Origin of the sequence: Nocardia sp. NPDC052001 (genome assembly GCF_040680615.1) — a bacterium.
In the GTDB taxonomy this organism is placed as follows: domain Bacteria; phylum Actinomycetota; class Actinomycetes; order Mycobacteriales; family Mycobacteriaceae; genus Nocardia.
In genome coordinates, this window is record NZ_JBFAXC010000002.1 from 1,157,239 (window position 1) to 1,181,613 (window position 24,375).

At 67.5% G+C, this 24,375-nt stretch carries 19 protein-coding genes; 10 read left to right on the forward strand and 9 right to left on the reverse strand.

Annotated elements, in window-relative coordinates; genetic code table 11:
* Window positions 1-13: 13 nt before the first annotated feature.
* Genes meaB through AB0L82_RS13770 form a run of 3 tightly spaced genes read right to left on the reverse strand, consistent with a single transcriptional unit; the run spans window position 14 to window position 5,219 of the window.
* The gene (meaB, locus tag AB0L82_RS13760; protein WP_364634994.1) at window positions 14-1,108 is read right to left on the reverse strand and encodes a methylmalonyl Co-A mutase-associated GTPase MeaB; all 1,095 of its coding nucleotides are present in this window, start codon (window positions 1,106-1,108) and stop codon (window positions 14-16) included.
* Window positions 1,105-3,363 (reverse strand): methylmalonyl-CoA mutase, encoded by a 2,259-nt coding sequence (scpA, locus tag AB0L82_RS13765; protein WP_364636070.1) that lies wholly within the window; start codon window positions 3,361-3,363, stop codon window positions 1,105-1,107. The genes meaB and scpA overlap by 4 nt, the downstream gene beginning before the upstream one ends.
* Window positions 3,360-5,219 carry a methylmalonyl-CoA mutase family protein gene (locus tag AB0L82_RS13770; protein WP_364634997.1) on the reverse strand — a complete coding sequence of 620 codons (1,860 nt, stop codon included), beginning with the start codon at window positions 5,217-5,219 and terminating at the stop codon, window positions 3,360-3,362. The genes scpA and AB0L82_RS13770 overlap by 4 nt, the downstream gene beginning before the upstream one ends.
* Before the next feature lie 348 nt (window positions 5,220-5,567).
* On the opposite strand from AB0L82_RS13770, the gene AB0L82_RS13775 reads away from it, so the two are divergent.
* Entirely contained in the window at window positions 5,568-6,230 is a 663-nt protein-coding gene (locus AB0L82_RS13775; RefSeq protein WP_364636073.1) for a TVP38/TMEM64 family protein, read from the forward strand.
* 50 nt (window positions 6,231-6,280) lie between these two features.
* Here AB0L82_RS13775 and AB0L82_RS13780 read toward each other — a convergent pair whose 3' ends face one another.
* The 5 genes from AB0L82_RS13780 to AB0L82_RS13800 form a co-directional block, all read right to left on the reverse strand.
* Window positions 6,281-8,047: an alpha/beta hydrolase gene (locus AB0L82_RS13780; RefSeq protein ID WP_364635000.1), complete on the reverse strand. Its 1,767-nt coding sequence runs from the start codon at window positions 8,045-8,047 to the stop codon at window positions 6,281-6,283.
* An 84-nt stretch (window positions 8,048-8,131) separates the two neighbouring features.
* A complete protein-coding gene (locus tag AB0L82_RS13785; protein WP_364635003.1) occupies window positions 8,132-9,883 on the reverse strand; it encodes a hypothetical protein in 1,752 nt (583 codons plus the stop codon).
* Window positions 9,880-11,700: a hypothetical protein gene (locus AB0L82_RS13790; RefSeq protein ID WP_364635006.1), complete on the reverse strand. Its 1,821-nt coding sequence runs from the start codon at window positions 11,698-11,700 to the stop codon at window positions 9,880-9,882. Before AB0L82_RS13790 ends, AB0L82_RS13785 begins: the two co-directional genes overlap by 4 nt.
* A gap of 1 nt (window position 11,701) precedes the next feature.
* A complete protein-coding gene (locus AB0L82_RS13795; RefSeq protein ID WP_364635009.1) occupies window positions 11,702-12,997 on the reverse strand; it encodes an ABC transporter substrate-binding protein in 1,296 nt (431 codons plus the stop codon).
* Between the two features lie 214 nt (window positions 12,998-13,211).
* A complete protein-coding gene (locus AB0L82_RS13800) occupies window positions 13,212-14,162 on the reverse strand; it encodes a pyridoxamine 5'-phosphate oxidase family protein (protein WP_364635012.1) in 951 nt (316 codons plus the stop codon).
* 408 nt (window positions 14,163-14,570) lie between these two features.
* On the opposite strand from AB0L82_RS13800, the gene AB0L82_RS13805 reads away from it, so the two are divergent.
* The 3 genes from AB0L82_RS13805 to AB0L82_RS13815 are packed head-to-tail and all read left to right on the forward strand — an operon-like array spanning window position 14,571 to window position 17,298.
* A complete protein-coding gene (locus AB0L82_RS13805) occupies window positions 14,571-15,449 on the forward strand; it encodes an ABC transporter permease (protein WP_364635015.1) in 879 nt (292 codons plus the stop codon).
* Window positions 15,446-16,504: an ABC transporter substrate-binding protein gene (locus tag AB0L82_RS13810; protein ID WP_364635019.1), complete on the forward strand. Its 1,059-nt coding sequence runs from the start codon at window positions 15,446-15,448 to the stop codon at window positions 16,502-16,504. The genes AB0L82_RS13805 and AB0L82_RS13810 overlap by 4 nt, the downstream gene beginning before the upstream one ends.
* The gene (locus tag AB0L82_RS13815; RefSeq protein WP_364635022.1) at window positions 16,501-17,298 is read left to right on the forward strand and encodes an ABC transporter ATP-binding protein; all 798 of its coding nucleotides are present in this window, start codon (window positions 16,501-16,503) and stop codon (window positions 17,296-17,298) included. Before AB0L82_RS13810 ends, AB0L82_RS13815 begins: the two co-directional genes overlap by 4 nt.
* Before the next feature lie 90 nt (window positions 17,299-17,388).
* Here the strand turns inward: AB0L82_RS13815 and AB0L82_RS13820 are convergent, their stop codons facing one another.
* Window positions 17,389-17,718: a transglycosylase family protein gene (locus AB0L82_RS13820; RefSeq protein ID WP_364635025.1), complete on the reverse strand. Its 330-nt coding sequence runs from the start codon at window positions 17,716-17,718 to the stop codon at window positions 17,389-17,391.
* 476 nt (window positions 17,719-18,194) lie between these two features.
* On the opposite strand from AB0L82_RS13820, the gene AB0L82_RS13825 reads away from it, so the two are divergent.
* The 6 genes from AB0L82_RS13825 to AB0L82_RS13850 all read left to right on the forward strand — a co-directional run bounded on the left by AB0L82_RS13825 (window position 18,195) and on the right by AB0L82_RS13850 (window position 24,231).
* On the forward strand, window positions 18,195-18,983 hold the full coding sequence (locus AB0L82_RS13825) for an IclR family transcriptional regulator (RefSeq protein WP_364635028.1): 789 nt from the start codon (window positions 18,195-18,197) through the stop codon (window positions 18,981-18,983).
* A gap of 112 nt (window positions 18,984-19,095) precedes the next feature.
* Window positions 19,096-20,196 (forward strand): ABC transporter substrate-binding protein, encoded by a 1,101-nt coding sequence (locus tag AB0L82_RS13830; protein WP_364635031.1) that lies wholly within the window; start codon window positions 19,096-19,098, stop codon window positions 20,194-20,196.
* Window positions 20,193-21,026 (forward strand): ABC transporter ATP-binding protein, encoded by an 834-nt coding sequence (locus tag AB0L82_RS13835; RefSeq protein WP_364635034.1) that lies wholly within the window; start codon window positions 20,193-20,195, stop codon window positions 21,024-21,026. Before AB0L82_RS13830 ends, AB0L82_RS13835 begins: the two co-directional genes overlap by 4 nt.
* A gap of 85 nt (window positions 21,027-21,111) precedes the next feature.
* Window positions 21,112-21,906 (forward strand): ABC transporter permease, encoded by a 795-nt coding sequence (locus AB0L82_RS13840; RefSeq protein ID WP_364636076.1) that lies wholly within the window; start codon window positions 21,112-21,114, stop codon window positions 21,904-21,906.
* A 17-nt stretch (window positions 21,907-21,923) separates the two neighbouring features.
* Window positions 21,924-23,264 (forward strand): LLM class flavin-dependent oxidoreductase, encoded by a 1,341-nt coding sequence (locus AB0L82_RS13845; protein ID WP_364635037.1) that lies wholly within the window; start codon window positions 21,924-21,926, stop codon window positions 23,262-23,264.
* Window positions 23,265-23,298: 34 nt separating this feature from the next.
* Complete coding sequence (locus AB0L82_RS13850; RefSeq protein ID WP_364635040.1) at window positions 23,299-24,231, forward strand: TauD/TfdA family dioxygenase; 933 nt, start codon at window positions 23,299-23,301, stop codon at window positions 24,229-24,231.
* Window positions 24,232-24,375 lie beyond the last annotated feature (144 nt).

The following is a 24,375-nucleotide window of genomic DNA, read 5'->3' on the forward strand; positions in this document are numbered from 1 at the left end:
CCCATGATGGTCATCAGTGCTGGTCGAACGCTCGGAGGAGTTCTTCGGCGGCCAGCGCCGGTGTCAACGAACCCGCGCGGACCTGCGATTCTACTTGGGCGCGAACGGATTTCACGTTCGGGTTGTCGGACAGGCGGCGCAGCAGGCTGTCGTTGACCATGGTCCAGGTCCAGTCGATTTGCTGGCGGCGGCGCTTCTCGGCGAATTCGCCCGCCTCGGTGAGGACCTTGCGATGGGTGAGGACGGTATCCCAGAACTTGTCCAGGCCAACGCCGTTCAGGCCGCTCATGGTGATTACCGGTGGGTGCCACAGGGAATCGCGGGGGTGGATGAGGCGCATGGCCCCGGCCAGTTCACGGGCTGCGGCCTTGGCTTCGAGTTCGTGCTTGCCGTCGGCCTTGTTGACCGCCACCAGGTCGGCCAGCTCCAGGACGCCTTTCTTGATGCCCTGCAACTGATCTCCGGTGCGAGCCAGGGTGAGGAAGCAGAAGACGTCGACCATATTGGCGACGGTGACCTCGGACTGGCCCACACCCACCGTCTCGACCAAAATCACGTCGTAGCCCGCCGCCTCCAGCAGCACGATCGTCTCGCGAGTGGCCTTGGCGACACCACCGAGCGTGCCCGCGGTGGGTGACGGGCGGATGAATGCGTTGCGCTCCACCGAAAGTCGCGCCATCCGGGTCTTATCGCCCAGGATCGAACCACCGGTGCGAGTAGAGGACGGATCCACCGCCAGCACCGCCACCCGATGCCCCTGCTCGATCAGCGACATGCCCAGCGAGTCGATGAACGTCGACTTACCCACGCCCGGAACACCGGTGATACCAACACGATTGGACACCACCGCATCCGTCGCGGGCGTCAGGCGCAGCAGCAGCTGCTGCGCCAGTTCACGATGATCACTGCGAGTGGATTCGACCAGGGTGATGGCGCGCGCCAACCCGGCCCGCTCCCCCGCCCGCACCTGCTCCGCGAGCTGATCGACATCGACGGCCCGCTTCACACCGCGCGCCGCGGCCTGGGGCCCGCCCGCTGCGCGGACCCCGGCGGTGGTGCCCAGCCGCGGATGCGGGTCACCCGCGGCCGCACGCACGGCGTCACTCATTCGGCCGCGCCGGTGCCGATCTCATGGCCCAGTGAATCGGCCAATTTCTTGATCAGATCGATTGCGGCGTCGGCGATTACGGTGCCGGGCGCGAAGATCGCCGCCGCACCCGCCTCGTACAGCTCGGCGAAATCGCCGGGCGGGATGACGCCGCCGACCACGACCATGATGTCGGACCGGCCGACATCGGCCAGCGCCTGCCGCAGGGCGGGCACCAGCGTGAGATGGCCCGCCGCCAGCGAGGAGACGCCGACAATGTGCACGTCATTGTCGGCGGCCTGCTGGGCCACCTCTTCGGGGGTCTGGAACAGCGGGCCCACATCGACGTCCATGCCGAGGTCGGCGAACGCGGTGGCGATCACCTTCTGACCGCGGTCGTGCCCGTCCTGACCCATCTTGCAGACCAGGATGCGGGGACGGCGGCCTTCGGCCTCGGCGAACTCGTCGACGAGTTCGATCGCCTTACTGATGTTCGACACCTTGCCGGCCTCCTCGCGGTAAACACCGGAGAGCGTACGGATTTCGGCCTGATGGCGGCCGTACACCTTCTCCAGCGCGTCGGAGATCTCACCGACGGTGGCCTTGGCGCGCGCGGCCGCGATCGCCAGCGCCATCAGGTTGTTCTCCATACCGCCCTCGGAAGAGGCTGCGGCACGGGTCAATTCGGCCAGGGCCCGTTCGCATTCGGCGGTATCGCGCTCGGCGCGCAGGCGCACCAGCTTCTCGTTCTGCTCGGCGCGCACGCGCGAGTTCTCGACCTTGAGGACCTCGATCTCCTGGTCCTCTTCGGCCTGGTACTTGTTCACGCCGATGACGGCCTGCTGGCCGGTGTCGATGCGCGCCTGGGTACGGGCCGCGGCCTCTTCGATGCGCAGCTTCGGAATGCCTTCCGAAATCGCCTGCGCCATACCGCCGTGCGCCTCCACTTCGGCGATATGCGCACGCGCGCGCTCGGCGAGCTGATGGGTCAGCCACTCCACGTAGTACGAGCCGCCCCACGGGTCGATCGGCCGCGTGGTGTTGGACTCCTGCTGGATCAACAGCTGGGTATTGCGCGCGATACGAGCGGAGAAGTCCGTCGGCAGCGCCAGCGCCTCATCGAGTGCGTTGGTGTGCAACGACTGCGTGTGCCCCTGGGTGGCGGCCATGGCCTCGACACAGGTGCGCGCCACATTGTTGAACACGTCCTGCGCGGTCAGCGACCAGCCCGAGGTCTGCGAATGGGTGCGCAGTGACAGCGATTTCGCGCTCTTGGGCTCGAACTTGGCGACCAGCTCACTCCAGAGCAGGCGTCCCGCACGGAGTTTGGCGACCTCCATGAAGAAGTTCATGCCGATGGCCCAGAAGAACGACAGTCGCGGCGCGAACTTGTCGACCTCCATACCCGCCTCGATACCGGCCCGGATGTACTCCACGCCGTCGGCGAGGGTGTACGCCAGCTCCAGATCGGCCGTGGCCCCGGCTTCCTGAATGTGGTAGCCGGAGATGGAGATCGAGTTGAACTTGGGCATCTTGGCCGAGGTGTAGGCGAAGATATCGGAAATGATCCGCATCGACGGCTTCGGCGGATAGATGTAGGTGTTGCGGACCATGAACTCCTTCAGAATGTCGTTCTGAATGGTTCCGGCCAGCTGTTCGGGCTTGACGCCCTGCTCCTCGGCGGCCACGACGTACAGCGCCAGAATCGGCAGCACCGCGCCGTTCATGGTCATCGACACCGACACCTGGTCCAGCGGAATCTGATCGAACAGTTCCCGCATATCCAGGATGGAGTCGATGGCCACACCGGCCATGCCGACGTCACCGGTCACGCGCGGGTGATCGGAGTCGTACCCGCGGTGCGTGGCCAGGTCGAACGCGACCGACAGACCCTTCTGACCCGAGGCCAGGTTGCGGCGGTAGAAGGCGTTCGAATCCGCGGCGGTGGAGAAGCCCGCGTACTGGCGAATCGTCCACGGCTGGTTCACGTACATGGTCGGGTAGGGACCGCGCAGGAACGGCGCGATACCCGGTACCGAGTCCAGCGGATACCCCTCGGCCACAATGGCATCGCGGTCCGCCTTGGTGAATACCGGTGGCACGTCGATGCCTTCGGGCGTCGCCCAGGTGAGCTGTTCGGGCGCATAGTGATTGGCGGCCGCGGCCTCGGCCACGAACTCCTCGACCTGCGCGGCCTCCACGGGGGCGGTATCGGGCTCCCCGAGCGGAACCTCGGCGAAATTGCCGATCAGATGCTTGATATCGCTCATCTCTATGCTCCCAGCTTCTCCAGCAGGCCGGACAGCGCCGTCACCGCATCCATCCGCGCCGTCAGGAATCCGTCCGGACGCTGTGCGCCGGTCAGGTCGGCCACCGCTTTCTCGGCTCCGGCCAGCAGCACGGTGGTGACACCGGCCGCGCGCAGGGCGTCGACCGCGGCGGCGGCATCGGTGCCGTAGCGCGGGTCCGAACCACACAGCACCGCGACCGAGACACCGGATTCGGTTGCCGCCGCGCCGATTCCGTCCGCGCTCAGCACGCCCGGGTTGATCGGTTCGATACCGCCCGAGGCCAGTACGTTCGCACTGAAGGTGACGCGCACATTGTTCTCCGACACCGGGCCCAGCGGCACCAGCAGGGCCTTGGGCCGTGCGCCATTGGCCGCCAGGTAGGCGTCGGAGCGGTTGCGCAGCGCCTCGAAGGCCGCGCCGTAGCGGGCGATCGGGCTGGCCGCGCGGGCCGCCTCGGACAGCGGCTCCTCGTTCAGGTTCGGGAATTCATTGACGCCGGTGACGGCCGTCTTGCGGTGTGCCACATCGGAATCGCGCTTGGCGCGGGTCGCCTCGATGCGTTCGGCGAGCAGGCCCGCCTGCAATGCGGCGAGGTATCCACCCGCGGCCTCGATCTCCTGCATGAACTCCCATGCCTTGGCGGCGAGGTCATCGGTGAGCGATTCGACGTACCAGGAGCCCGCACCCGGGTCCTGCACATGTCCGAGGTGCGATTCCTCGAGCAGCAGCAGCTGGGTATTGCGCGCCATGCGCTCGGTGAATGCCTGCGAGACACGGAGTTCCCCGGCGGGCAACGCGTCGTCGAAGGGCAGCACGGTGACGATATCCGCGCCGCCGACGCCCGCGCCGAACGCGGCGAGGGTGGTGCGCAGCATGTTCACCCAGGGATCACGCTGGGTCATCATAGCGGCGGAGGTGACGGCCTGCTGCGGGGCATTGCCGTAATCGGGCGCGCCGACGACCTGCGCCACGCGCGCCCAAAGACGGCGGGCCGCACGGAATTTGGCGATGGACTCGAACTGGTCGTCGGTAGCCGCGAAGCGGAATCCGAGCTGATCCAGCGCATCGGCGATATCCGCGCCCGCATCGGTGAGTGCGCGCAGGTATTCGAGTCCGGCCGCCACGGCCGCACCCAGCTCCTGCGCGGCGGAAGCGCCCGCATTGTGGAATGCGATGCCGCACACGGTGATCGCGCGAATATTCTCCGGCCGCGCCACCGCCTGCTGCGCCAGGGTGATGGCCCCGTCCAGATCGATGGCGGAGGAACCGGCGAACAGGCTGGTCAGCGGAGTAGCGCCGAGCGAGACCTGAATTCCGGTGCGATCGGCCACTTCATAGCCGTCGAGCACCGAGAACAGTTGCGCCGCGGCCTCGGCGGCGGCGGGACCGGCGTCCAAGGCAAGGGGGGCGAGCTCGAACAGCAGTCCGTTGAGCGCGGCGGGAAGCTCCGTCACCGGAACGCCGCGGTCCGCGACACCGAGCCATACCGCACTCACGCCGTTTTCCAGCGCGTCCAGTATCTGCCGGTTTACAGTGGCCCCGTCGGATCCCCCGAAGCGCTGGCTGACGAACCAGCCGCGATGCACATCGCGAGTGGCGTCACCGCCGCGCACGAACGGGAAGGCGCCCGGCAACGGCTGCTCGGGCAGCTCATCGCGACGGGTGTAGAGGGGGTTGACGGTAAGACCGTCATAGGTGGTGACCGCGAGCAGCTTCTCCGGCTCTTCCGGGAGTTCCGAGGCCTCGACCCTGCGGGCCTTGGCCAGCACTCCGGCAACACCCTTGCGCCAGGCGGCGTACCCGGGCACCGGATCGGCGTCCGGGTCTGAAGCAATCGGCATAGCTGCTGTTCCTTCTTCCACTCACTGACCAAACGACCGGTTTGTAATGCATCCGCACTGCTCAGAGGTCATTTCGGTTAACGAGCATTCCTCGTCTTTCCCCTGATGCTAGCGGGATGGCTGTGATTCCTGTCCACTGAGTCTCACTACCAGTGAGTAACCTGGCAAGTTGCCAATAACCCCTCCCGCCCGGGTGCGATCGGAATCCGGACTGTTCAGCGCGGGTATCACCATCCTTCCGGAGCCAGCCACACCCGCGCAGCGCCCGGTCGGTAAAGTCCGCACCCGACCCATGGTGCGCACGAGGAGGACGGCGGCATTCGCGAAGTAGTGAGCGGTATGGCCGGAGTGCTCGGCCGTCTGCGCCGGCCGCGCGTGTTGGCGACGCTGATCGGTATCGCTGTGCTGTTCGGATTGGCCGCCTTCGCACCGCATCCCGCACCGCAGCAGATTCGCGACTGGGCCGATTCGGTCGGGCCGTTGCTGCCGCTGGTGTTCTTCGTGGTCCACACGCTGGTCTGCGTCGCGCCGTTCCCGCGCACCATCTTCACCCTCAGCGCGGGCATGCTGTTCGGACCCGCCGAAGGGCTCGCGCTGGCGGTGTCGGCGACGACATTGAGTGCGGTGCTGGCGCTGCTGCTGGTACGCGCCCTCGATCAAGATCGCGTACGCGCCCGGCTGACCCATCCCGCGGTGCGCGCGGTGGACGCGCGATTGGCGCGGCGCGGCTGGCTCGCCATCGGGTCACTGCGGCTCATCGCCTTCGCGCCGTTCTCGGTCGTGAACTATTGCGCCGGACTGTCTTCGGTGCGGATGCAGCCGTATCTGGCGGCCACCGTGCTCGGCATTCTGCCGGGCACCATCGGCACGGTCCTACTCGGCGACGCGCTCACCGGCAAAACCTCACCGGGACAATTGATCCTCACCGCAGCCTGTCTCGCGATCGGGGTGATCGGACTCATCCTGGACACCCGCCTCGCGGTTCCCGAGCCCGTCACCGAATCGGTCTAGCCGAACGTATTTCGCTACTCCGCGATCTCGACCGCGGCCTTCGTGCCGGATCAGCGCTGGGCGTCGATGGTCGTCAGTGCCGCGGCCACGCGGTCGGAGTCGGCCGGCGTCCAGCCCGCTGGAGCGGCGACGGCGGCCCAGGCGTACGGGAGCACGTCCTCGTAGTTGTGGCCGTGGCCCGAGGGAGGCGATTGGGCGCGGGCCAGGTCGGCGCTGACCTGCCAGAAGGTGACCAGGGGGTACCAGCGCATGGCGGATGTGCGATCGCGGCCCGGGGGTTCGGTGAGCCAGTCGGGCCGGGTGAACAGCAGGTTCGGATTCCACCAGACGACCGGATCGGAGGCGTGCTGCAGGTACAGCACCCGGGGCTCGGGCCATGGATCCAGGCCCGGGCGAATCGCATCCTGTTCGGGCACGTCCAAATCCTGTTTGCCCGCGGCGAATCTGACGATCAGCCCGCCCGCATAGCTGGGCAGCACCTCGTGGGTGCCGGGGTCACGCCGATCCTCGATCTCCCGCCAGAGCCGGTTGGAATTGGGCGGGCCGACGAAAAGCGCGCCGTCCACCGATCGCCGCAGTTCGGGCAGACTATCGAACGCGCTCTCGGCAGATTGCGATCCGAGACTCTCCCCGAACACGATCAGGCGCGGGCGATGGTCGACGGGCAATTGCGCCCACTGCCGTCGGACCCCGTCGATGAGCGCGGCTCCGGCACGCTGTGCGGCCGAACGATCCACCAGAAACGAAATCCAGCTGGGCAGAAACGAATACTGCAGTGCGGCAATGGCGGAATCGCCGTTGTACATCAGCTCGAGCGATTGCGCCGCGGCGGGATTCACCCATCCGGTGCCGGTGGTACCCGCCACCACCAGCACCTTGCGATCCCAGGCCCGGGTGCGATCGAGCTCCTCCACGACCAGCCGTACCCGGGCGGCGAGATCGGGTGCCGAGGCCAATCCCGCGTACACCCGGATCGGCTCACGCGCGGGCGCACCGTTGAGCTGCGCCAAGCGGCTGGAGCCGACTCCCCCGGCGACGAAGGTCCGGCCCTGCAGACCCAGGGTGTCCCACTGCGCCGGCGACGCCGGACTACCCGAGCGTTCCGGCTGAATCGGTTGCAGGACACCATGTTCGGTGCCGTTGTTCTGGCCCGCGAATACCGTGCGCGCCGCATCGGAACCACCCGCGAGCAACACCTTGTCGATGAAGATCAGCACAATGGCGGCGACCGTGATGGGCGCGAGCACGTGGGCGACCGTCAGCGGCAGCCGCAATCGCGCGGACAGCGTCTCCGCCAGCGCGCGAGCCGCACGCCGTAAGCCTCGTGCGATGAGCAGCACCAGCGCGAAGATGGCCACGATGATCACACCCGTTCGCAGGTACCCCGCTCCGGCCGTCGGGGGCATCCCCATCAGCAGATCGACATCGCGCTGCCAATTCGCGGCGGCCAGCAGGGTGCTGATCACCGTCGATACCGCGAGCACCGCGACCAGGATCTCCGAGGCCAACTCGAATCGATAGCGCAGCCGCCACCACGCGAACCGCGGCGCCACCCACCGGCGAACGGGGAACGCGAGCAGCAGGCCCACCCCGTACCCGGTGGCACTGGTGATGCCGGTGACGATGCCCTGGAAGATCCAATCCCGCGGCACCAGTGACGGACTCAGACTCCAGGCGAAGAAGAACAGCGCGAATACCAGACCCACGAAATCCAGCCCGAGAATCGTGACGGGTGAGCTCCGGGCGGCCGGCGGATCCGGGCGCGGCACCACCGCGCTCGAATCCTCGGCCTGCGTGGTGGATTCGGCACTGTCCATTGCCAAACCCTCTCATTCGGAGGCGAGCACGCGACCGTGGGCATGATCACCCACGGCTCCACGTGCCATGATTCCGCGTCGACGTCATCCCGAGGCTGCTTCTCCCGCCGGGTCGTTGTCCTGCGGTTGAAACGGCCAGCGATCGATCCGCCGGAGCGGGCGCACCCCGCGGCGCATACCTTCGGGCGCGGCGCGCAGGGTGCGGGCCGCCCGCTCCGAATACGACTGCGCGAACCGCGCTTGCGGATACAGCTCGCGGGCGTGCGCCAGCCATCCGGTGGCCTGGCGCAGCACCTCGGCCGCCTGGGTATCGCCCGCCGGATCGAGCAGGGATGCCCCGAGCGCCGGATCCTGCACCGCCGCCGAGCCCAGATGCTGAAGACAGCGCGCGATGCCGAGGCGATCGTCGAGGACCCGCCATTCGCCCAGCGCCGTCTGCCATGAGCGCAGTGCGCGGTGCGGTGCGCCCACGGCCCAGTCCAGAATGCCGAGCACCTCGTGCACATGTGCCAGTCCGGCCGGATCCCGGCCGTCCGCCGCGAGGGTTTCGGCCAGTTCGAGGCGATCGCGGGCGGCGTCGAGGCGGCCCTGGCACAGATGGACCAGGGCCAGATTCAGCAGCGCGCAGACCTCACCGGCCACATCCTCGCGCGGCAGTCGCCACCAGGCGGCCTCGAGCGCGGTCGCGATGCGGTCCAGTTCCGGTGCGGCGGAATTCAATTCAGCCAGGGCCCAGCGGTGGCCGGCGCGGGCGCGCAGATTCGTCAGCAGCGGACGCGGTCGGATACGGGACGGCGGGGTGTACTCGGGGTCCGCGCGGATTCGGGCCAGTTCCGCGATCGCGGGGAACCCGGCCCGCGCCGAACCGCCCACGGGCGATGGCGGACTCCCCGGCGGTGGCGGGCCACCGCCGGGGGGTATCGGATCCCGGCGCGGGTCCGGTGCGATCCGGATCATTACCGTGGCGGTACCGAAATCGTTCTCGCCCCGGCCGATTCGCGCGTACCAGGAGTCCAGCGCATCGGCGATGACGGCGAGCTGCGGCACCGTCATCCGCAGCCGCCGCAACTCGGGGGTGTCCGCGCACCGCTCCAGCAGGCGGCGCAATCTGGGCTCCTCGGTCCGGAACCAGCGCCGAGCCACCGCCGACCGCTCTGGATCATCCAGTGCCGCAGCCCATCCCGCCGCATGCTCGGCCCGGCGGCGAATGAGTTCGTTGCAGCCCGCACGCCATTCCGGCAGTGACCGGACCGCGGCCGTCCCGGGTTCGACGGGAACCCGAGCCAATCGGCAACGGCCCGCTGTCAGGTGTTCGAGTACCCCGCGCCGCACCAATTCGGCCGATATCTCGGTGGCGGTGCGATGCTCCGGCAGAGTGGATCCGGCGGGCAGCCGGGCGCGGGCGGTGCCGATGGCCGCGAGCACCTCGAGCAGAATGCCGATCTCGAAATCCCGCGCGGGAAGTTCGCGCAGGACCGCGGCCTCCCGATAGCCGTCCAGGGTGGCGTCCTCGACGGGGTCGATCGGTTCCGGCCATGGCGCACCTGGTTCGGGAAGTTCCCCGTCGCGTTCACGATGCTCCGCGGCCATCGCCGTGGTGGCCCGGAAGACCAGGATCAGACCCGCGATGACGACCAGCGGCATCAGCACCCAGCCCAGTACGCCGGACAGCAGCGTCACCACCACGTTCTCCTTGAACGCGTCGGTGATCGAGATCCGGCCGAGCTCACCGATCAGGCCGGTGCCCAGCACCATCATCGCGCCCAGCATGCGTTGCAGCACACCGGATTTCGGGGTGGCGATGACATTGGAATCGGCGTCGCGCGGGGAGGTCATCGCACCGCTCCCCCGGTCAGGCCGGGCATCAGCCAGCGTCGCCAGAACAGCAGCAGCAATGTCACCGGGACCACCGCCGACACCAGCGCACCCGCCGCGAGTTGTGCCGCATTCTGGTCGAATTGGCGGGTGTCGCCCCACAGCAGCAGCGCCCACGGACTCGCACCCGCACCGCTGATCAGCAGGCCGATGAAGAAGTCGTTCCAGACCTGGATGAACTCGAGGACAGCCACCGCGCCGAGGGCAGGGCGGACAGCGCGCAGAACCCGGCCGGTGACCACCCGCGCGGGCGCGAGACCGTAGAGCGCGTCCGCGGCCGGGGTGTACGCGGGCGCGAGCAGCGCGCCGCGCAGAATGAGGATCGCGATGGGCAGTCCGGCCGCGGCATGGGTGAAGATCAGCGGCACCCGGGTGCCCGCGAACCCCCACGCATTGATCACATCGTGCAGCGGTCCCAGATACATCTGCGCGGGCAGCACCGTCAGAAACACCAGGCAGGGCACCACGATTCGAGCCCCGATACCGGTGCGCACCGCGGCCAGCCGATGCGCGACCTGCACCGAGACCAGCAGCACGATGAGCGTGACGAGTACCGCGACGCTCGCGGTGATGCCGAGCGCACGCCATAGGCCACCGTCATGCCCGATCGCGCGCAATTGCGCGCGCACCGAGCGGCCGGAGCTGCCCAGCGCCTCCCACGCCAAGATGCCGATCGGGATCAACGCGACACCCGTCAAAACCAGCACCGCCAGCCATTGCGCGAAACCCGTTCGCTCCCTGCCCGTTTCCGGAATTCGCGTGGTCGCCGTCCAGCTCATTCGATGCCCGCGAATACCGGCCTGCGCCCACAGCGCGGCCAGCCCGAGCGCCACGGCCAGCGGCAGCGCGTAGGCGGCGGCCTCACCGCACCACGGACCGCATGCCGCCGAGGTGCGCCACCAGTACACGGTCGCGCTGTCGATCTGGTACTGCATGGAGCGCGGCACCGAGGCCAGGATGGCATCGAACACGCGGGCCGCCGCCACACCGACGACCAGCATGGCGATCAACCACACCGGTTGCACCAGTCGCAGCAGTCGAAATACCAAGTGCGGCCGGGTTTCCTCGTAGAGCTCCCCGGCTCGCACCTCATCGGCCTCGATACCGAGCAGGGCCGCGCGGAACAGGCCGGTGAGCAAGCCGAGCCAGGTCCACGCGAAGGCCAGCACCAGCAGCACCCCGAAGGCGATGCGATAGGCGATGACGCCGCCGAGTTCGCGATTCTCGGTCAGGTGGTCGAAGAGCAGGCGGAACGCGATGCCCGCGGTGAACGCCGAAATGCCGAACGGCACGATCAGCGGCCGCCACATCCAGCGGAGTCGGCGGGTGAACCAGGCGATCGCCAGCGCCAGCAGCACCAGCAGCGCCGCGACGATCACCCATCCGACGGTGTACAGATAAGCACGCACGCCGTCCGGGGTCAGGCCGCGGCCGATGAGGATCAGGCCGACCGCTGCCACCACGACGATCCAGGTGATCGCGACCGGCAGCACGGCCGGTAGCCCCGGGTAGCGGCGCTTGACATCTCCCGCGAGGGCCGGTGGGATCGCGGCGAGCACCAGCAACCCGCAGCCGAGGGTCAATCCGGGCCGCGCCCGCGCCGCGAGCCAGACGGTATAGAGCGACGGGGCCACGATGAAGACCGTGATCAAGCCGAGCGCGGGCAGCAGAATGACCGCGCCGATCCATTTGCGCGGATGCCTGCCCGGAATCAACGGGCCGGACAGGCGGCGCGGGGCCAATTCCAGGTCGAGGCCATGTGAGTCAAGTGCGTCCATGTCAGTCGCGCCGCCGTCGTTCGAGGTCGTCGATGGCGGCGACGGCATGGCGCACCGCCGTATCGCTCCCCTCGGTATCGAGTGCGGTCAGAAAGTCGGTCAACGCCCGCCACAGGTCGAAACGGCCACCGCTGGAACCGATCCGATCACCGAGATCGAAGGCGGTCCAGTCGCGGAAGCGCGCGGCGACCGGCGCGATCAGTGGTGAATACTGCTGCGGGGTGGCTTGATTCGCGGCGACGAAACCGCCGTAGCGGGTGATCCAGGGCAGCGCGGCGCGCGGTTGCGCGAGCAGGGATACCAATTGCGCCGCGGTGTCTTTCGCGGATTCGGTCACCACCATGACGTCGCCACCGGCGATCAGCGGCGCACCGCGCGCACCGCCCGCGCCCGGGAATGGCGCGACACCGACGGTGCTCTCCAGCGACGCGGCCGGGACGCAGGCGCGCACGATCGGCTCGGCGAAGTCCGGGGCGACCACCATGAGCGCCGAATGACGCTGGAACACATCGTGAATCGCGTCCGGGAACTGCCGGGTGAGGGTTTTGCCGATATCGCCGGGAAAGGCGTGCCGGTGGCCCCACACCGCCGCCAGATCGCGCAGTGCGGAGCCGAGATCGGCGGGCGGTTGTCCGCTCGCGTCCAGCCAGAGCGCCGGATTCGCCAGCCGGTCATAGACATCGGGATATTCCGCCCACAGCACGTTCTCGAAGAAGTCGGTCAGCACCCAGCCGTCCGCCGCGCCGAGCGCGAGCAGGCTCAGGCCCGCATCCGATACCGCGTCCATATGGCTGGGCCATTCACGAAAGGACCAGGTGCCGGGGTCCGGCAGTCCCAGTTTCCGCAACCGCTCCCGGTCGTACCAGATGAGCGATTTGCAGGCCTGTTTGAACGGCAGCCCGTACAGCCGGTCACCGGCGGAGGGAATCCGCAGCAGCGATTGCCAGCCCGGGGCGTACTCGGCGGCTCCCCCGGCGGTCCACAGCGCATCATCGAGTGGCCGTAATCGCTTGTCCTCGGCCAGTTTCCGCACCTGACCGGCCTGCGGGAGCATGACGATATCGGGGGCCGAACGCCCCGCGCCGAATACCGTGCCGATATCGTCCCCGAGCGGTATCACCTCGGTGGGATACCCGAAATCGACCGCGGTGAGCACACTTTCGAAGGCATCGAGCTCCGAGCCGCCCCAGGAGACCGCGATCCGCACCGCATCCGAGCGCGCCCCGAATCCGGGTGCGCAAGCCGCGGTGACGGGCAGCAGCACACCCGCCCGCAGCACCGCTCTCCGTGTCGCCATACCCGCCCCGCCCACCCCGGGCCGCGCTTCGGCCGCACCGGCGAGCATGTAAAACGATACTGCCCGAGCACCTTCCGAGCGGGGACTTACCCGAATCGGCAAGAGTGCGAGGCACTCCGGGGTATCGCGCCCGGCGGTCCCGCCCGCCTATTCGCCCGGACTGCACGCTCTTCGTCGCCTTAGCTGCTGCGGCGCGTGTACCGGTCGCCGACGATCAGCGAAGCGCGTCAAGTAAGCCCTCCTGCTGTGCCTTCTTCAGGCCGCGACGGGCCAGGAAACCGTTCGCGAGCAGTAACAGGGTTTTGTTCGGGGGTGCGGCGAAGCCGGAGGCGGTGTGCGGGGCGTACGTGCCCGTTTCGCCGTCCGCCTCGAGCCAACCGGTGTGCTGCCGCGATTCCAGGCCGATCAGTTTGGGCCGGTAGTCGTGCGCGAGCAGCCCCGCGCGGCGGCCGCCGCCGGGAGCACCGGCCGCGATGGCGAGGCTCAGACCTTCGGGACCGGAACCGCTGATATCGACCGGGACGATCGTGGGGTAGCCGTCCGCCTGTCGGTAGGACAGCAGCCGGAAGGGCAGGCGGTCGGCCTTCGCGGCTGCCTTGTCCACCTCGACCCGCGGCGCGGTGCCGCCCGCGGGTGGCTTCTGCGAAGGCGCGTTCGAGGTCGGCAGCGGTTCACCGAAAACCTCTGGAACCCCGGTGGTTTCGAGGTCCGGCCAGACAACGATGCGATGCACCGCGACGGTCACCACCACGCGGTCGGCGTAGTACGCACTCAACCAGCGATCCCAGAACCGGCCCTGTTTCGGCGGACCCATGAACGGTACGACGCGTTCACCGATGTCTTCCATGGTGGCCCGATCCGGCGTCACGTCGAATGTCGCTGTGCCCTGCACCAGCACATACCGCGCGTTCGAGAAATCGCCGAGGCCGTGCTTGCGCGAGTGGAAGGCAAGCGCCACTTGCGGATTGCGCTTCATCCGCTCCAGCTTGCGCCCGAAGCCGAGGGAGGTGGTGAAGCCGACCGTGCCCCGATCCCGATCGCGCAGGCCGATCGGCGCGACCGCCGAGACCACCGCACCGCCCGCCGGGGTGAGATAGGCCAGCGCGCAGGTCAGATCACCGCCGAGGACCTCGTCCACCTCGTCCGGCCAGGTCACAACAGTCATACAGAGGAGCCTAAGCCGCCGTATCCGACACCGGGCCGTGACGAGATAACGCTTGGATAATGGCTCCGCACACGCCGCGCGGCGGCTGGACACCCGCGCGGATTGCCGCCGATCGCAACGCCACTGACCGTTCGGCCGCACATACCGGGCGCGGCGGCGGCCACCGACAGCGTCCGGTTGCTGCCGAGGTTGCCCGGCCGTAGCGATGACATGCCTGCCGACCCGGAGAACGCACCGGGGCGGCGGATCGCCCACCTCCCTCGTCGACGTGTGCTCAAACGCACGCACTTCAAATCACGGTGATCGTGTATCTGGGCAGAGCCGCGCGCGGGGGAAAGGATCGGGCCGGACGGTTATGGCCCCTCGACGGGAGGCGGCCGACCGCGACGGCATCGGAGGACGGGCGGCATGATCAGCCTCGGGGCGACCCGAACCGCTACGCGCGCAGCGGAACTCGGCACAGCGCAGACCACCGGCCGGTCCGGGCGGGTGCGCGGGATCGGGGTGCGGGTGCTGTCGCTGGCCGTGCTGCTGGTGCTGTGGTGGGCGATCAGCGCGGCGAAGATCGTCGATCAGCAATTCCTGCCGACGCCCGGGGCGGTGTGGCGGGCGTTCGTGCGCGCCAACAGCTGGCATGAGCTGGCTCCGGGTGTGCCGCGAGAAGTGCGCGGCGAGCAGAACTACTTCCTCTGGGAGCATCTGCTGGCCAGTTTGCAGCGCATCGGCGCGGGTGCCGGAGCGGCCGTAATCCTCGGTCCACTGGTGGGTTTCGGTCTGGGGACCTCGCGCACGCTCGCCACGATCGTCGAGCCGTATCTGAACTTCCTGCGCGCTCTCCCCCCGCTCGGCTATATCGGCCTGCTCATCGTCTGGTTCGGCATCGGTGACACCTCGAAGATCTGGCTGCTGTTCCTGGCCGCGTTCCCGCCGCTGGTGATCGCCACCATGACCGGCGTGCACGGGGTTTCGGCGGACCGCGTCAACGCGGCACGCTCGCTCGGCGCGAACCGACGTCAGGTCATCACCCGGGTCCTGTTGCCCGCCACCCTCCCCGAGGTCATCGGCGGCATCCGCGTGGCCATCGGATTCGCCTGGACCACCGTCGTCGCCGCCGAACTCGACAACGGCATTCCGGGCATCGGCGGTCTCGCCTACCTGTCCGGTCAGCGTCTCGACACCCCGCTGACCATGGCCTGCATCATCGTTATCGGTCTTACCGCGCTCGGGTTGGACGCGGCGATCAAGCGGATCGGCGACCTCGCCGTCCCCTGGAAAGGCAAAGCATGAAACGCAAGCTTGTCGCATTGGCACTGGCCGGAGTCCTCGCCGCCGCCCTCTCGGGCTGCGTGGAGTCCGGACGGACCGATCAGTCACGCGCGGGCGGCGACAAGGTGGCGTGCCCGGTACCCGTCGACGAATCCTTCACCGGCACAGTGCGACTGGGGTATCAGGACATTCCCAATGGGGCGCTCGTGGTGAAGGACGCCGGGCTGTTGGAGACCTGCCTGCCGAAGGCGAAGATCACCTGGAGCAAGTTCGCGTCGGGCGCGACGGTTATTCAGGCGTTCGGATCGAATTCGCTGGATTTGGGGTTGCTCGGGAGTGCGGCTGCGGCGCGGGCGATTTCGGCTCCGCTGAATATCGATATGAAGGTGGTGTGGATCCACGATGTGATCGGGTCCGCCGAATCGCTGGTGGTGAAGGATCCGGCGATCACCTCGGTGGCGGGGCTGCGGGGCAAGAAGATCGCGGTGCCGTTCGCCAGCACCTCGCATTACAGTCTGCTCGGTGCGCTCGCGGCGGCCGGAATCGAGCGGGATGTGACGCTCGTAAACCTCACGCCCGACGCGATTCTCGGCGCGTGGCGCGATAGCGGTATCGACGCGGCGTTCATCTGGGAGCCGACGCTGACCGAATTGCTGAAGAACGGGCATACCGTCACCACCGCGGCCGAAACCGCCAAGGCCGGGAAGCCGACGTTCGATCTCGAGGGTGCGCGCAGCGATTTCGTGAGCGCCAATCCGAAGTTCCTCACGGTGTGGACGGCCACGCAGAACTGGGCGGTGCATCAGCTCGCCAATGATCCGCAGGCCGCGGCCACACACATCGCCGCGCAGCTCGGTATCTCGGTCGACGCGGTGCGCAAGCAGCTGCCGGGCTATGTCTTCCTCGATGCCGCGACGCAGGCGGGCGCGCCCTACCTGGGCAAGCAGCTCGGCTCGGATCTGCAGGGTTCGGCGCAATTCCTGTTGAGCCAGGGCGAGATTCAGGGTCTGGCCGCACCGGAGAAGTACGCCGGAGCGGTCTACGCCGATGCCGCGACAGCGGCGAGCGCCAAGTGAGTTCCGCTGTCGCACAGCGTGATCGGGTCGTGCTGAGCGAGGTGTCCAAGACCTACGACACCGCGACCGGATCGACGGTGGCGCTGTCCCCCACCGATCTGGTCATCGAACCCGGCGAGTTCGTGAGCGTGGTCGGCCCGTCCGGTTGCGGTAAGACCACGCTGCTGCAGCTGCTCGGCGGCTTCCTCACCCCGACCACCGGCGCGCTGCTGGTAGGCGCGGACCCCATCGCGGGTCCGAGCCCGGAGCGCGGTGTGGTGTTCCAGGCCCCGACGCTCTACCCGTGGCTGTCGGTGCGCGGGAACATCGAGTTCGGCCCCAAGTGCCGGGGTGTGGACAAGCGGACCCGGCGCGCGGAGTCCGATCGTCTACTGGACCTGGTCGGTCTGGGCGATGTGGGCGGTAAACGGCCCTATGAGCTGTCCGGCGGTATGCAGCAGCGCGCGCAGATCGCCCGGGTGCTGATCAACGATCCGCGCATCATCCTGATGGATGAGCCGTTCGGGGCCCTGGACCAGCTCACCAGGGAGCGTCTACAGGTCGAACTGCTGCGACTGTGGCGGCAGGCGGGCAAGACCGTGGTCTTCGTGACCCACTCGGTGGAGGAGGCCGTATTCCTGTCCACCCGGGTGCTGGTCATGAGCGCCCGGCCCGGCCGGATCATCCTGGACCGCCGGATCGACCTGCCGGGCGATGACGCGGATGCCGTGCGTGAGCTGCGGGTCACCGCGACCCCGGCGTTCCAGGCGCTCAAATCCGAACTGGCACAGGCGATCTACGACGCCCACCGCTAGCGGTACAGAAGCGAAATGGCCCCGGATCGCCATTGATCCGGGGCCATCGTCATGCTTGGTGCGCCGGTCGAACCGGCAGCGCGCGGTACCTTAGAGGTACGCGCCGCAGTGCGGCCACGCGCCCGCGCCCTGACCGGCGAGCACGTTCTCGGCCACGCGGATCTGCTCCTCGCGGCTGGCGTTCGCGGCATTGCCCGCGCCGCCGTACGCGTTCCAGGTGCTCTGGGTGAACTGCAGGCCGCCGTAGAAGCCGTTACCGGTGTTGGCGGCCCAGTTGCCGCTGCTCTCGCACTGCGCGACGGCGTCCCAGTTGCCCGAGGCAGCCGAGGCGGTGCCGGTGGACATCGCGAACGGGACAGCGGCGAGGATGCCGGTGGCGGCGGTGGCGACGAGCATGCGGGTGCTGAACTTGCGAGTCATATGGGATTCCTGGCCTGCGCCCAATCGGCCCGCGCTCTCAGCAGCGGGTCCCCGTCCCCAGGGATGTCGGTTTCGTTCGAACCGCGGGACGGGGTTGCCGGTGTTCGGCGGTTCGATTTCGGACTCGGTGATTCGAGCCGTGAACGACGGTAACGGAACAATCACAACTAATCACGGGGCGATCACGGACGGTTGACAAATTGGCGTCGACCGCACTCGCGGAGTTTATGCAGACAGCACCGGACGAATGGTGAATTACATTGTTCGAATTCACCGCCGATAATGTGACGGAGGCCACTCGAAAATAGTGACCCGGGTCGCGTAATAGAAATAGTTTTTCGCCGATGCGCGATCTTCCCGAGACCCCGTTCGACCTGCTTCTCGAGACCTGCGATCGGGGTGCGCACAATCATTGCCGCCGGTCAGAGCCATGGTCATAGTTCCGGGACTACTGTTTCGTCCCCGCAGGAGGATCCATGGCCACCGAGGAACCACGCTCCGGAGCGCGCGCGGTCGACCGCGCGATCGGGGTACTGAGCTGCTTCGAAGGCGATCCCGAGCTGTCGGTGAGCGAGTTGGCGCACCTGGCGGACCTACCGGTGAGCACCGTGCACCGGCTCGCCCAGGCCCTGGTGCGGGGGAGGCTGCTCGAACAGGATCCGGCGACCGACCGTTACCGCATCGGTCACGGCCTGGCATCGCTGGCCCGGCCCGCACTGGGCCGCCTCGGCCTGGACTCGGCCGCACCCCACCTGTACGCGCTGGCCGCCGGTATCGGCATCACCGTGAGCGTGAGCATGGCCGAGGACCGGGACGCGGTCACGGTGTTCCAGGCCAGGCCACCGGTGTATTTCTGCCCCAACCAGCTGCCCCGGGACCGGCGGCCGCTGCGTGACAGCGCGGCCGGGCACGCGCTGCTGGCCTTCTCCCCCTTCGACACCATCGCCGAGGAGCACGCGGCCCGGCGCGATACCCGCCCGGCGCGGACCGCCGGACTGCATACCGATCTCGATCGCGTCCGGCGCAGCGGCTTCGCCACCGAGTTGATGCCGACCGACGACCCCATTCGGGCGGTCGCGGTCCCCATCGTCGGACCGGACAAACGAGTGCGCGGCGCGCTCGCGGTACAGGCGCGGTCGGCACGACTCAATGCCGAGCTCATACGAAATATCGTGCCCGCCATGCGAATCACGGCCGGACGCATCGCACCGCTGTTCCAAACCGTCGGCGGGGCAACGGATTCCGCCGAATTAGAATCACGCTGATTTCCACATCGTGAAAAGACGATTGCCGCGCGCTCCCGGCGTCGACACCATCTGATCAACCGATCATTCCTGAATACGCGTTACCGCGTACGCGTTCATCGAAAGAATCACTATGGCTTCCGCTTCCAGACCCGCACGGGCATTCCGAACCGCACGAACGTTGCGAATCCTCGCCGCCGCGTTGGCGATTACCAGCGCGGTCGAGGTTCTCACCGGTTGCGGTAAGTCCGAGCCCGCCACCACCGCCGACGGGAAAACCGTTGTGCGCTACCAGGGCACGACCGGACAGGTGACGCCGTACGAGCTCGCCGCGGATCTGGGCTATTTCAATAAGATCAGCCTGCACTGGGAGGGCGACACCACCAGCGGTCCCGCCAATATCCAGGCCGCCGCGACCAAACAGATCGAATTCGGCAGCGCCTTCAACGGTGCGGTCATCAAACTGGTTGCCGGTGGCGCACCGGTCACTGCCGTGCTCAGTTCCTATGGGGCTGATGATCAGTCGTACACCGGCTACTTCGTACGGGACGATTCGGGCATCACCTCCGCGCGCGATCTGATCGGCAAGAAGGTCGGCGTCAACACCCTGGGCGCGCACCACGAGTTCGTCACCCGCGAGTGGCTGCACCAGCAGGGACTCAGCGATGCCGAGATCAAGCAGGTGCAGCTGGTGGTGCTGCCACCGGCCAATACCGAGGACGCGCTACGCAAGGGTCAGATCGACGCGGCGGCGCTGGGTGCGGTGTTCCGCGATAACGCCGTCGAGCGCGGCGGACTGCATCCGCTGTACACCGATAAGGATTTGTTCGGCAAATTCGACTACGGCACTTACGTTTTCCGCAATGACTACCTGAAGTCGCAGCCGGACGCGGTGGCCGATTTCGTGCAGGGCACCGCGCGCGCCACCCGCTGGTTGCAGGTGACCCCGCGCGATCAGGTGGTGGCCCGCTTCGAATCGATCATCACCAAGCGCGGCCGCAATGAGAACACCGGACTGCTGAAGTACTACAGGAGCTCGGGTATCCCGGTGCCGGGCGCGGTGGTCGAGGACCGCGAGTTCCAGGTGTGGATCGACTGGCTGGTGCGCAATGGCGAACTGCCCGCGGGCAAGTTCCAGGCCAAGGATCTCTACACCAATAAGGACAACCCGTACAGCAATGGCAAGTATCCGGCGGGCGCCGGGCCCAGTGGTGAAGCGGCGGCGGCGAAATGAGCGGGGTCAAGCTCGCGCTGAGTGGTGTGCGCAAGGACTTCCCGGTGCGCGGGGAGAACGCCGCCTTCACCGCGCTCGAGGACATCACGGTCGATGTGCGGGACGGGGAATTCCTGGTCCTGGTCGGCCCCAGTGGTTCCGGTAAGTCGACGCTGCTGGATCTGCTGGGCGGCCTGAGCAAACCGACCACCGGGCAGATCCTGCTCGATGGCGCGCCGATCACCGGACCGGGACTCGATCGCGGGATCGTCTTTCAGCAGTACGCGCTGCTGCCGTGGCGCACCGCCCGCACGAATATCGAATTCGGCCTGGAGGCCAAGGGAATTCGACGCCGCGAGCGCAGGCAGATCGCCGAGCACTACCTCGAATTGGTCGGCCTGGCCGGTTTCGGCGACCGCTATCCGCATGAACTCTCCGGCGGTATGAAACAGCGTGTCGCCATCGCCCGCAGCCTGGCCTTCGATCCGGAGGTGCTGCTCATGGACGAGCCGTTCGCGGCCCTGGACGCGCAGACCCGGGAATCGTTGCAGGACGAGCTGCTTCGCATCTGGAAGGCCACGGGCAAGACGATTCTGTTCATCACGCACGGCATCGACGAGGCCGTCTACCTCGGCCAGCGGGTCGCGGTGCTCACCTCGCGGCCCGGCCGGGTCAAGGCGGTCGTCGATATCGCACTGGACCGCGACGGGGACGCCGATATCCGATCCAGCGAGAGCTTCCGCGAAGTGCGGCACCACATCTGGTCGCTGCTGCGCGATGAAGTCGCCCGGGCGCAGGGCCAGGAGACGGCCGCGCTCGCCGCCACCGACAGGAGAGCCAGCCATGTCTAGCGCACTTCAGCTCATCGGAACCGCCGACCTGAAAGAGTCCGCCGACCGCGAACCGAGCACAACCGTCAAGCACACGTCCGCACCGATGCCCACCGTGCGCGTCGCGGCGATCGCCGGGCGGCTGGCGTGGCGAATCATCAAGCCCAGCTTGGCGATTGTGCTGTTCCTGATCATCTGGCAGCTCGCGCCGCGATTCGGGTTGGTGGATCCGGTCTTCCTGCCGCCGTTCTCGGATGTGTGGTCGGCGGGGCTGGAGCTGTTCCGTTCCGGTCAGCTCGGCGAACATGTGTCGGCGAGCCTGACCCGCTCGGGCATCGGTTTCTCGATCGCGGTGGCCTCCGCCATTCCGGTGGGCGTGGCCATCGCCTGGTATCGGCCGGTCGCGGAATTCATTTCCCCGATTCTCGAACTGTTCCGCAATACCGCCGCGCTGGCACTGCTTCCGGTGTTCGTGCTCATTCTCGGCATCGGCGAGACCTCCAAGATCGCACTGGTGGTGTACGCCAGCTTCTTCCCGATCCTGCTGAACACCATCAGCGGTGTGCGCACTGTCGATCCACTGCTCATCAAATCCGCTGTATCGCTCGGCTTCTCACCCATCCCGCTGTTCGCCAAGGTGGTGCTGCCCGCGGCCGTGCCCGCCATCTTCACCGGTATCCGCATGGCCGCCTCGGCCTCCATCCTGGTGTTGATCGCGGCCGAAATGGTCGGGGCGCGTGCCGGTCTCGGCTATCTCATCACCGCGGCACAGCAGAACTTCCAGATTCCCGCCATGTACGCGGGCATCGTCACCATCTCGCTACTGGGACTCGCGTTCAACGGCCTGCTGGTCGCGCTCGAACGCCGACTGTCCCGCTGGCGCGTCCAGTCCGACCGCTGATCGAAGGAACACTCTCCATGTCACGCAAGACTTTTCACATCAATGCCTTCCTGATGGGCGTCGGGCATCACGAGGCCGCCTGGCGGCACCCGCGCACCCGGGAGCATCAGGTGCTGGAGGTGGGTCATTTCCAGGAGCTCGGGCGGATCGCCGAACGCGGCAAACTCGATTCGGTGTTCTTCGCCGACGGCCTCGCGGTCGGACCGCGCATCAAGCGCAATACCCTCGCGGTCTTCGAACCGGTCACCCTGCTGGCGGCCATCGCCACCGCGACCGAACACGTCGGGCTCATCGCCACCGCGTCGACCACCTATAACGAACCCTTCAATCTGGCACGCAAATTCGCCTCGCTCGATCACATCAGCGGCGGGCGCGCGGGCTGGAATATCGTCACCTCCGGCAATGAGGAGGAGGCGTTCAATTTCGGCTACGACTCCATTCCCGAGCACGCGCGCCGCTATGAGCGGGCACAGGAATTCGTGGATGTGGCCGTACAGCTGTGGGACAGCTGGGAGAGCGATGCCATCGTGCTCGATCCGGAAGACGGCGTCTTCGCCGATCCGGACAAGGTGCACACCATCGACTACCGCGGTGAGCGCTTCCAGGTGCGCGGACCGCTGAACTCCCCGCGCAGTCCGCAGGGCCGCCCGCTGCTGGTGCAGGCCGGATCCTCGGAGAGCGGAAAGGAATTCGCGGCCCACTACGCCGAAGCGGTCTTCACCGCGCAGCGCACGCTCGAGGAGGGACAGGAGTTCTATCGCGATCTCAAGTCGCGCCTGGCCAAGTTCGGCCGCTCCGCCGATGAGCTCAAGGTGCTGCCCGGTCTGGTGCCGTTCATCGCCGATACCGAGGAGGAGGCCAAGGCCCTGGAGCAGGAGTTCACCGATCTGATCTCCCCCGATTACGCACTGCGCCAGCTCTCCTCGCTGCTCGGCATCGATCTCACCGAACACGCCCTGGACGCGCCGCTGCCCCCGCTGCCGCCGGAAAGCGAGATCGAGGGCGGTAAGAGCCGCTTCACCCTCGTCAAGGAACTGGCCGAGAAGGAGCAGCTGACCGTGCGCCAGCTCATCGGCAAGCTCGGCGGTGGCCGCGGCCACCGCACCCTGGCGGGCACGCCCGAACAGATCGCCGACGATCTGCAGAGCTGGTTCGAGGGCGGCGCGGCCGACGGATTCAACATCATGCCGCCGTACCTGCCCGGCGGGCTCGAGGACTTCGTGGACAAGGTCGTCCCGATCCTGCAGGAACGCGGGCTCTTCCGCACCGAATACACCGCCACCACCCTGCGCGGTCACTACGGCCTGGAGCCGGTGGAGAGCCAGTTCGCGCTGACCGAAATCCAGGCCACCGCCTGAACTTTCCGTTATCCCGATTACGAAAGGCACGATCATGACCACTTTCGCCGATACCGGCACGCTGCGCGTCTCTCCGGTCGCCGGGCATATCGGGGCAGAGATCACCGATATCGATCTGCGCGCTGAACTCAGCGATCAGCAGGTCGCCGACCTGACCGCGGCACTGCACGAATACAAGGTGCTGTTCTTCCGCGGCCAGGACATCGGGCATGCCGAGCACATCGCGTTCTCGCGGCGGTTCGGGGCGGTCACACCCTCGCATCCCTATGACACCGACGCACCCACCGAGTTCCCGGAGATCCTGGCCGTGGACAGCCGGTTGTACGAGAAGCGGTTCGGGCGGCGCAAGTTCAGCTACACCAATCACTGGCACACCGATGTCTCCCCGCTCATCAATCCCCCGGCGGCCTCGCTGCTGCGGGCCGAGATCGCGCCCGAGCGCGGCGGTGACACGCAGTGGACCAATCTGGCGGCGGTGTACGAGGGTCTGCCCGATTCGCTCAAGTCGTTCCTGGACGGGCTGCGCGCCGAACACCGGTTCGGCGGTAAGCAACCCGCCTGGGATGCCGAGAGCGATTACGCCAAGAAGGTAGCCAAGGCGCCGCTGGTCACCGAACATCCGGTGGTCCGGGTGCATCCGGTGACCGGGGAGCGAGTGCTGTTCGTGAATCCGGGCTTCACCACCCGCATCGTGGGGTTGAGCCCGCGCCAGAGCGACGCCCTGCTCGACCTGCTGTACGCGGAGCTGTCCGATAGCGCGTACACGGTCCGATTCCGCTGGGAGAAGGGCAGTCTCGCGTTCTGGGACAACCGTGCCACCGCGCATCTGGCGCCCAGCGATCTGGACCACCTCGATGTCACCCGGGTGCTCTACCGCACCACCCTCGAGGGTGAGGTGCCGGTGGGCGTCGACGGCGAGCCCTCGCGCGCCATCGCCGGAGAACGCTTCGGAGCGGTTGCCGGCTGATACTGTCCGATCCATGCCGAGGGCCTTCGACCACGCACAGTCGAGGGCCCTCGGCCTGTGCCGTTCATGTTCTCGGCATCTCGGGCACGCGCTCGCCCACCTGCGGCAACCTTGGGCCCACGGACCTTCATACGGCGATCATGC

Bases quoted from the DNA above. Each gene is read 5' to 3' on its own strand.
- AB0L82_RS13820 (WP_364635025.1), bottom strand. From the start codon at position 17,718: ATGACTCGCAAGTTCAGCACCCGCATGCTCGTCGCCACCGCCGCCACC.
- AB0L82_RS13785 (WP_364635003.1), bottom strand. From the start codon at position 9,883: ATGACCTCCCCGCGCGACGCCGATTCCAATGTCATCGCCACCCCGAAA.
- AB0L82_RS13835 (WP_364635034.1), top strand. From the start codon at position 20,193: ATGAGCGGGGTCAAGCTCGCGCTGAGTGGTGTGCGCAAGGACTTCCCG.
- AB0L82_RS13825 (WP_364635028.1), top strand. From the start codon at position 18,195: ATGGCCACCGAGGAACCACGCTCCGGAGCGCGCGCGGTCGACCGCGCG.
- AB0L82_RS13845 (WP_364635037.1), top strand. From the start codon at position 21,924: ATGTCACGCAAGACTTTTCACATCAATGCCTTCCTGATGGGCGTCGGG.
- AB0L82_RS13800 (WP_364635012.1), bottom strand. From the start codon at position 14,162: ATGACTGTTGTGACCTGGCCGGACGAGGTGGACGAGGTCCTCGGCGGT.
- AB0L82_RS13790 (WP_364635006.1), bottom strand. From the start codon at position 11,700: ATGGACGCACTTGACTCACATGGCCTCGACCTGGAATTGGCCCCGCGC.
- meaB (WP_364634994.1), bottom strand. From the start codon at position 1,108: ATGAGTGACGCCGTGCGTGCGGCCGCGGGTGACCCGCATCCGCGGCTG.
- AB0L82_RS13830 (WP_364635031.1), top strand. From the start codon at position 19,096: ATGGCTTCCGCTTCCAGACCCGCACGGGCATTCCGAACCGCACGAACG.
- AB0L82_RS13810 (WP_364635019.1), top strand. From the start codon at position 15,446: ATGAAACGCAAGCTTGTCGCATTGGCACTGGCCGGAGTCCTCGCCGCC.
- AB0L82_RS13850 (WP_364635040.1), top strand. From the start codon at position 23,299: ATGACCACTTTCGCCGATACCGGCACGCTGCGCGTCTCTCCGGTCGCC.
- AB0L82_RS13770 (WP_364634997.1), bottom strand. From the start codon at position 5,219: ATGCCGATTGCTTCAGACCCGGACGCCGATCCGGTGCCCGGGTACGCC.
- AB0L82_RS13840 (WP_364636076.1), top strand. From the start codon at position 21,112: ATGCCCACCGTGCGCGTCGCGGCGATCGCCGGGCGGCTGGCGTGGCGA.
- AB0L82_RS13780 (WP_364635000.1), bottom strand. From the start codon at position 8,047: ATGGACAGTGCCGAATCCACCACGCAGGCCGAGGATTCGAGCGCGGTG.
- AB0L82_RS13805 (WP_364635015.1), top strand. From the start codon at position 14,571: ATGATCAGCCTCGGGGCGACCCGAACCGCTACGCGCGCAGCGGAACTC.
- AB0L82_RS13795 (WP_364635009.1), bottom strand. From the start codon at position 12,997: ATGGCGACACGGAGAGCGGTGCTGCGGGCGGGTGTGCTGCTGCCCGTC.